We start from the raw sequence: 6,317 nt of genomic DNA on the forward strand, positions 1-6,317 counted from the left end.
GGGAGATCCAACCCGCCCGGCTCGGGGCGGGCGACTCCGAGGCCCGCGAGGTCTACGTGCCGCGCCCCTGGCGCGAGATGATCGGGTCGGAGCACCTGTCGCACCTGCTGAGCCGGGACGAGACCGGCGGGCGGCCCATCGGCACCGAGCTGGCCGGGGCGCTGCGCCTCGCGCACGAGGAGCTGGGCGTACGGGCGGTCCGCGCCCACGCGATCCTCGGCGACGACCTCGGGGTGTACCGCGAGGTCGACGGGGTGCCGGTGTACGACTTCACCGGAGTGGACCGGGTCTACGACACCCTCATGGGACTCGGCCTGCGCCCGGTGGTCGAGCTCGGGTACATGCCGCGCGACCTGGCCGCCGACCCGTCGAAGACCGTGTTCGGCTACAGGGCGATCATCTCCCCGCCGAAGGACTACGGCCGCTGGGGCGACCTGGTCCAGGCGCTCGTACGGCACCTCGTGGACCGCTACGGGTTGAACGAGGTGGCCGCCAACTGGTCCTTCGAGGTCTGGAACGAGGCCAACCTGGAGGTGTTCTGGAGCGGCACGCCGGAGGAGTACTTCCGGCTGTACGACGTGACGGCGGCGGCCGTGAAGAGCGTCGACGCCGGTCTGCGCGTGGGCGGCCCGGCAAGCGCGGCCAACGGCTGGGTCGAGGAGCTGATCGCGCACACGGCCGGCTCCGGCGCGGCGCTCGACTTCGTCTCCACCCACACCTACGGCAACGCCCCGCTCGACTGGCGGCCCGTCCTCGCCAGGCACGGCAGGGCGGGCACGCCGATCTGGTGGACCGAGTGGGGGCCCACCCCCACGCACTTCCACGGCATCGGCGACGGGCCCTTCGGCGCGGCGTTCCTGCTCCACGGGATGAAGTCGGCGGCGGGACGCGTCGACGCGCTGTCGCACTGGGTGGCCTCCGACCACTTCGAGGAGCTCGGCCGCCCGCCGCGCCTCTTCCACGGAGGCTTCGGCCTGCTCACGGTCGGCAACCTGCGCAAGCCCCGCTACTTCGCGCTCCGCCTGGCCGAACGGCTCGGCGACCACGAGCTGGCCACGCGGGTCACGGGCGACGTCGCCGGGGTCGAGGCGTGGGCGGCGCGTCACGACGACGGCCGCATCGGGGTGCTCGTGTGGAACGGCACGCTCAACCAGGCCCAGGCGGGAGGCGCCCCGATCCTCGAACGGCGCGTCACCCTCACCCTGGACGGGCTTCCCGCCGACCGTTACGAGCTGACCCACCACCGCGTGGCCGCCGGGCACTCCGACATCCAGGCCGTGTGGGCGTCCCTGGGCGGCGGCGACTGGCCGGACGCGGACCAGTGGGACGAGCTGCACGCCCGCGACACCCTCGACCACCTCCACCCCCCGGCGCCCGCGCACCCCACCTCCGGCACCCTCAGCCTCACCTTCGACCTCCCCATGCCCGCCGTCTCCTCCATCGAACTACGCCCGTCACGGGACGGCTGAACGCGGAACGCCCCCCCGCGCCACGGCCGGCGAACGCGTGTCACCCCGCGATGCGCGGGGTGACGCACATTCGTCACCTCCAGGCGCTCAGCAGGTCGTCGGGGACGATCGTGGGCAGCCCGTCGACCGTGGACCCGCTCCGGGACACCGCCAGCAGAGGGGTGGTGTCGTCCGCTCCCGGCAGCAGGGAGCGGTGGAGAACCAGCCGGGCGAGGTCGTGGCCGTCGAAGGGGCGGTTCTCCAGCCACTTGATCGAGCCGACGGCCGTGACGCGCTTGGCGACCGGCGCGCGATCGGCCGCCACGATGTCGATCTCAGGGTCGTTGGTGCGCGTCCAGTAGCCTCCGACCGCTCCGGTGCCCTCGGGAAGGATGCTGCCTGGCATCCTGAACAGGGCCTCCCGGACGACCGCCTCCACTGCCCGGCCCCGCCATGCCGTCCATGACTTCTTGATCCGCTGCAGCACCAGGTCGCCGCGACCACGCTCCACCTCCACGAGATAGGGGCCGAGCAAGCTCAGCCAGAAGCGCAGGTGCGGGTCCGCCACCACGTACCGCGTCTCCCTCGAAGGACGGGTGGAGAGTGGTACGAGGGCTTCGACCATCCGTTTCGTGGTGAGCAGGTGCAGTGCCCTGTTCAGTGAGGCCTGGGGCATGCCGCCCGCCGCCCGGCCGATGAGAGAGAAGCTGCGCTCTCCTGAGCCGATCGCGGTGAGGACCTGCCGCGCCATGGCCCCGGTGGGGAACTCCGCCACCAGGGCGCGCTCACCGCTCACCAGCAGGGCGGACGTGGGATCCATGACGGCGTCCCCGAGATAGTCGAAGACGCTGTCGCCTTCAGGCCATTCGTCGAGGACCAGCGGGAGCCCGCCGGTCACCAGATACGCGTCGAACGCGTCGGCGGCCGGCAGCGAGAGCATTTCGGCGACCTCGGCCGGATTGAGCGGGGGGATCACCATCTCGGTGGCGCGCTGGTGGAACGGACGGCCGTACTCGTTGAGCGCTTCCATCATCGCCAGGTCGGAACCGATGCACAGCAGCAGGACGGGGCGCTTCGACAGTTCCCGGTCGTAGACCTTCTGCAGGGTGCCCTCGAACCCCGGATCGTTGGCGATCAGGTACGGCATCTCGTCGATGACGACGACGCTGGGACGATCGGCGGGCGACGCCGCCGCGAGCAGATGCAAAGCGGCGTCCCACGTCCGCGGGGCCTGTTCCTGGAAGGCTTGGGCTCCCGGAAGTGAGGAAGAACGGGCGGCGTCGGTGAACAGCGCAAGATCGGCCTGGAGACTCGGCTGCGCGGAGGCGGTGAAGAACAGGTGGGGTACGTCGGCTCGCCCGATGAACTCCTCGGTCAGGCGGGACTTGCCGACGCGCCGCCGCCCGCGCATGAGCACCGCTCGGCCGGGACGTCCTGCCCGGCCTCCCGCCTCGGTCCGTGCGAGCATGCGCGAGAGCGCGGCGAGCTCTCCCCGCCTGCCGATGAATCCATCCATACGTCCTCGCAGGCACTCATAGGTGAAACACTCATAGATGAGAGTATCAAGTTTGAGTGTCTTAGACCTCGACCGGCGAGCGGCCGGGCCGGGCCGTGTGCCGAGGCTGACGCCGACGCGAGCCCTTTGGCCGGGAGGGCGCTCCTGCCGCACCTTCGTGTGTACATGGTCTGAAGTGGGCATTTAGCCGTATATCGGGGGAAAGGGCATGAACCATGCGTCGACGGGAGGTGCTCGCACTCGGCGCGGGGCTCGTGGCGCTGGCCGCGGGATGCGGGAGCACCACCGGTTCACGCTCGCTCGCCGCGACGCGGCTCTCGATGGTCGTCCCCGGGCCGTACGGGGGCGAGGCCGACCGGGTCGCGCGGGCCCTCGCCGGCACGGCCGAGCGGGCCGCGCTGGCCGGCCAGGTGCGGGTCGTCAACCGCCCGCCGCACGTCGCGCTGACGGAGTTCGCCCGCGCGCGGCGCGCCGACCAGATCCTCATGGCCGAGCCCGAACTGGTCGGCACCGTACGGACCGTCCGGCCCGCGGGCGCCTTCGCCAGGACCACGCCGCTGGCCAGGCTCTGCGGCGAGTGGGAGGTGCTGGTGGTCCCGGTGTCCTCGCGCCTCGGGTCGTTCGGCGCGTTCGCCGACGCGATGCGGCGCGATCCGGCCAGGCTGGCGGTGGCGGGCAGGGCCGAGGGCGGGATGGACCACGTCCTGTTCGGCATGCTCGCCCAGAGCCTCGGCCTGGACGCGCGTCTGCTCCACTACGTGGCCTACCCGACCAGCGACGAAGCGGTCACCGCGCTCTCGGGCGGGGGCGTGGTGGCGGCGCTCGGCAGCCATGCCGGGGTGCGCGAGCGCGTACGGGCCGGAGAGCTGCACGCGCTGGCGGTCTCCTCGCCCGACCGCATCCAGGGTCTGGACGCCCCGACGCTGCTGGAGTGCGACGTACACCTGTCCTGCGCCAACTGGCGCGGCCTGCTCGGTGCCGGTGACCTCGCCGACGACGACCGGGCCGCCCTCATCGGCCTGTGCCACGACATCGCGGACTCGGCGCGCTGGAGGGCGCTGTGCGCGCGGAACGGCTGGACCCCGCTGTACCTGGAGGGCGAGGAGTTCCGGCAGTGGCTGCGCGTGGAGTCCGCCCGGCTGAGCCGGGCACTCGGCGAGCTGGGCCTGCGCGCCTGAGCGGCCACGGCCGCCGGGGAGAGTGTCGAGGCCGTTCGCCGACGCCGACGCCGACGCCGACGCCGTCTCGGTCACCGGCACCAACCGCGTGGCAGCGTCGCGACCGCGTGCGTCGAGCCGAAAACCCTTGTCGTCGATGATCGGTCTGGCTCTACTCTGGCCGGGCGGTGAGGTCTTCGATACGGAAGGGTTGGTCATGGACGTCGAGTGGTCGGTCTACCCGAAGATGGCGCGGCGTGCGGGCCCTGTCCCGCACACCGGCGGCCCGTGGGTGGCCACCGAGAAGATCCACGGCGCGCATCTGGCGGTGGTGTGCGACGGCACATCGGTATGGCCTGCCAAGCGGCGGGTCCTGCTGTCGGAGGCGGAGCTCGACTCCTTCTTCGGGCTGTCGCGGATCTGGCCGGATCTGGCGGTCACGGCCGCCGAGATGGCCCGGTTCCTGCGTGGCCTGGAGGGGTTCGATGGCAACCTGGTGCTCTATGGGGAGTTGGCCGGCGGTCACTATCCGCATCCTGAGGTGACGGCGGTGCCCGGCGTCCAACCAGTGCAGACAGGCGTGTGGTACTGCCCTGATCTGGTATGGATCCTGTTTGACGCGGCCTTCGAGACCGAAGAGGGCGTCGTCTGGCTCGCCGATGACACCCTGCGCCAGGCGGCCGCTCGGGCGGGAGCGCGTTGCGTGCCGCGCCTCGCCGAAGGGGCGCTGTCCACGCTCGGCGAACTACCGCCGGCCTTTTCCAGCCGGCTCCCCGCACTGCTCGGGTTGCCCGCCTTGGCGGACAACCTCGCCGAGGGGCTGGTGCTCAGACCGGCCGGGCGCTGGAAGGCGAGCACGCGGGCCATCCCGCGTCCATTGGTCAAACGCAAGCATCCGCGCTTCGCTGAGGACTCCCGCTATCAGGGTGCCCGGCCGTATGTGCCGCCGGTCGAGGGAGCGGCAGGTGTCCCGGGATGGCTTGTCGCCGAGGCGGTCGAGCGGCTCACCCCGGCGCGTGCGGCAGCGGTGCTGAGCAAGCTCGGACCCGCCACCGCGATCGAACCACTGGCCGAGGAGATCCTCACCGACCTCCTCGACGACCTGGAGGAGGACCTCGGGGGCCTGGAACCCGGACAGCGCACCGCGCTGCGAGGCGCGCTCGCCACAGGCGTCGCGGCACTGGCTCGCATCGATCACGACCACCGTGCCGGGGGTCCCCCGGTCGCGGGGGATGGCGCGGCTGCCGGGGGACGCACAGGGCGATGATCCCGCCGCCCGGCGACGCCGCTCCGGCCGCAACCCCTCTCCCCCTCCAGAGCGCCCTCGATTTCGTGTCACGGTTCGTTGAGGAGGTAATCCATGGTGCGAGTGGCAGTAAGTAACGGCCCCTGACACAACCTGTAGGGGTTGTTGTGGCGGCGCCCACTACATGTAGGATCCTGATCGTTGCTGGTTCGCTCTGCGGAGCGAGGTAAGAGGGAACCCGGTGCGATTCCGGGGCTGCCCCGCAGCGGTGAGCGGGAACGACCGCCGTCACATGAGCACTGGGCAGCGGAAGGCCTGGGAAGCGACGGCCACTAGGCGTGAGAAGACGCCCGCGAGTCCGAAGACCTGCCGGTGACATGTCGTCCAGGCCTCGAGGGAGGGCCGCGGACGGGGTATCCGGCCTGCCCGCTCGGCGCGACGCCTGCCGGTCGTGCTCCGACGCGTGCCCTCCTTGCGGGGATTCGAGCGCAACGAGGGAGAGCACGTGACCGTGACACGCGATTTGCCACTGCCGTACCAGACCGGGGACAGGCGCCTTGCCATCGAGGAGGCCGCCGCCCGGGTCGTCACCGATCCCGCCAACTCCCGGATCGCCGCCGGGCTGCTGGCCGAGGAGATCGCGGACGAGGCGGCGGCGCACGGCGTGCGGACGTTCTCGGAGTCGATCGCCGCCACGCACGCGGCGGGGCTGATCCAGGATGAGCTGGCCGAGTTCGTGCGGGCCAACGCGGACGTGCTGGACGAGCTGGTCGACCCCGAGGGCGACGCGCGTTTCGAGTACTTCGGGCTGCGCACCGTCTACGACCGCTACCTGCTGCGCCACCCCGTCACGCGCGGCGTGCTGGAGGCGCCTCAGCACTTCTTCCTGCGCGTGGCCTGCGGGCTCGCCGGCACGGTGGCCGAGGCCGCGGAGCTCTACCGGCTGATCT

The 6,317-nt window shown here is 71.6% G+C and carries 5 protein-coding genes and 1 riboswitch; of the genes, 4 read left to right on the top strand and 1 reads right to left on the bottom strand.

Translation table 11 applies throughout. The features are described from left to right. Positions 1-1,469, top strand: a 1,469-nt coding sequence (locus AB0B89_RS33940) for a glycosyl hydrolase (protein WP_358561074.1), incomplete at its 5' end; no start/stop codon positions are given. Positions 1,470-1,542: 73 nt separating this feature from the next. Here AB0B89_RS33940 and AB0B89_RS33945 read toward each other — a convergent pair. Beyond that, a complete protein-coding gene (locus tag AB0B89_RS33945; protein WP_358561077.1) occupies positions 1,543-2,964 on the bottom strand; it encodes a DUF234 domain-containing protein in 1,422 nt (473 codons plus the stop codon). A 215-nt stretch (positions 2,965-3,179) separates the two neighbouring features. On the opposite strand from AB0B89_RS33945, the gene AB0B89_RS33950 reads away from it, so the two are divergent. The 3 genes from AB0B89_RS33950 to AB0B89_RS33960 form a co-directional block, all read left to right on the top strand. Continuing rightward, positions 3,180-4,142, top strand: a complete 963-nt coding sequence (locus AB0B89_RS33950) for a tripartite tricarboxylate transporter substrate-binding protein (RefSeq protein WP_358561079.1) — start codon at positions 3,180-3,182, stop codon at positions 4,140-4,142. Positions 4,143-4,164: 22 nt separating this feature from the next. After that, on the top strand, positions 4,165-5,388 hold the full coding sequence (locus AB0B89_RS33955; RefSeq protein WP_358561082.1) for an RNA ligase family protein: 1,224 nt from the start codon (positions 4,165-4,167) through the stop codon (positions 5,386-5,388). 167 nt (positions 5,389-5,555) lie between these two features. After that, a riboswitch (cobalamin riboswitch) is annotated at positions 5,556-5,756 on the top strand. Positions 5,757-5,872: 116 nt separating this feature from the next. Continuing rightward, positions 5,873-6,317, top strand: a 445-nt coding sequence (locus tag AB0B89_RS33960) for a ribonucleotide reductase N-terminal alpha domain-containing protein (RefSeq protein ID WP_358561085.1), incomplete at its 3' end; no start/stop codon positions are given.

Source organism: Sphaerisporangium sp. NPDC049002 (assembly GCF_040649355.1).
Classification (GTDB): Bacteria; Actinomycetota; Actinomycetes; order Streptosporangiales; family Streptosporangiaceae; genus Sphaerisporangium.

Bases quoted from the DNA above. Each gene is read 5' to 3' on its own strand.
- AB0B89_RS33950 (WP_358561079.1), top strand. From the start codon at position 3,180: ATGCGTCGACGGGAGGTGCTCGCACTCGGCGCGGGGCTCGTGGCGCTG.
- AB0B89_RS33945 (WP_358561077.1), bottom strand. From the start codon at position 2,964: ATGGATGGATTCATCGGCAGGCGGGGAGAGCTCGCCGCGCTCTCGCGC.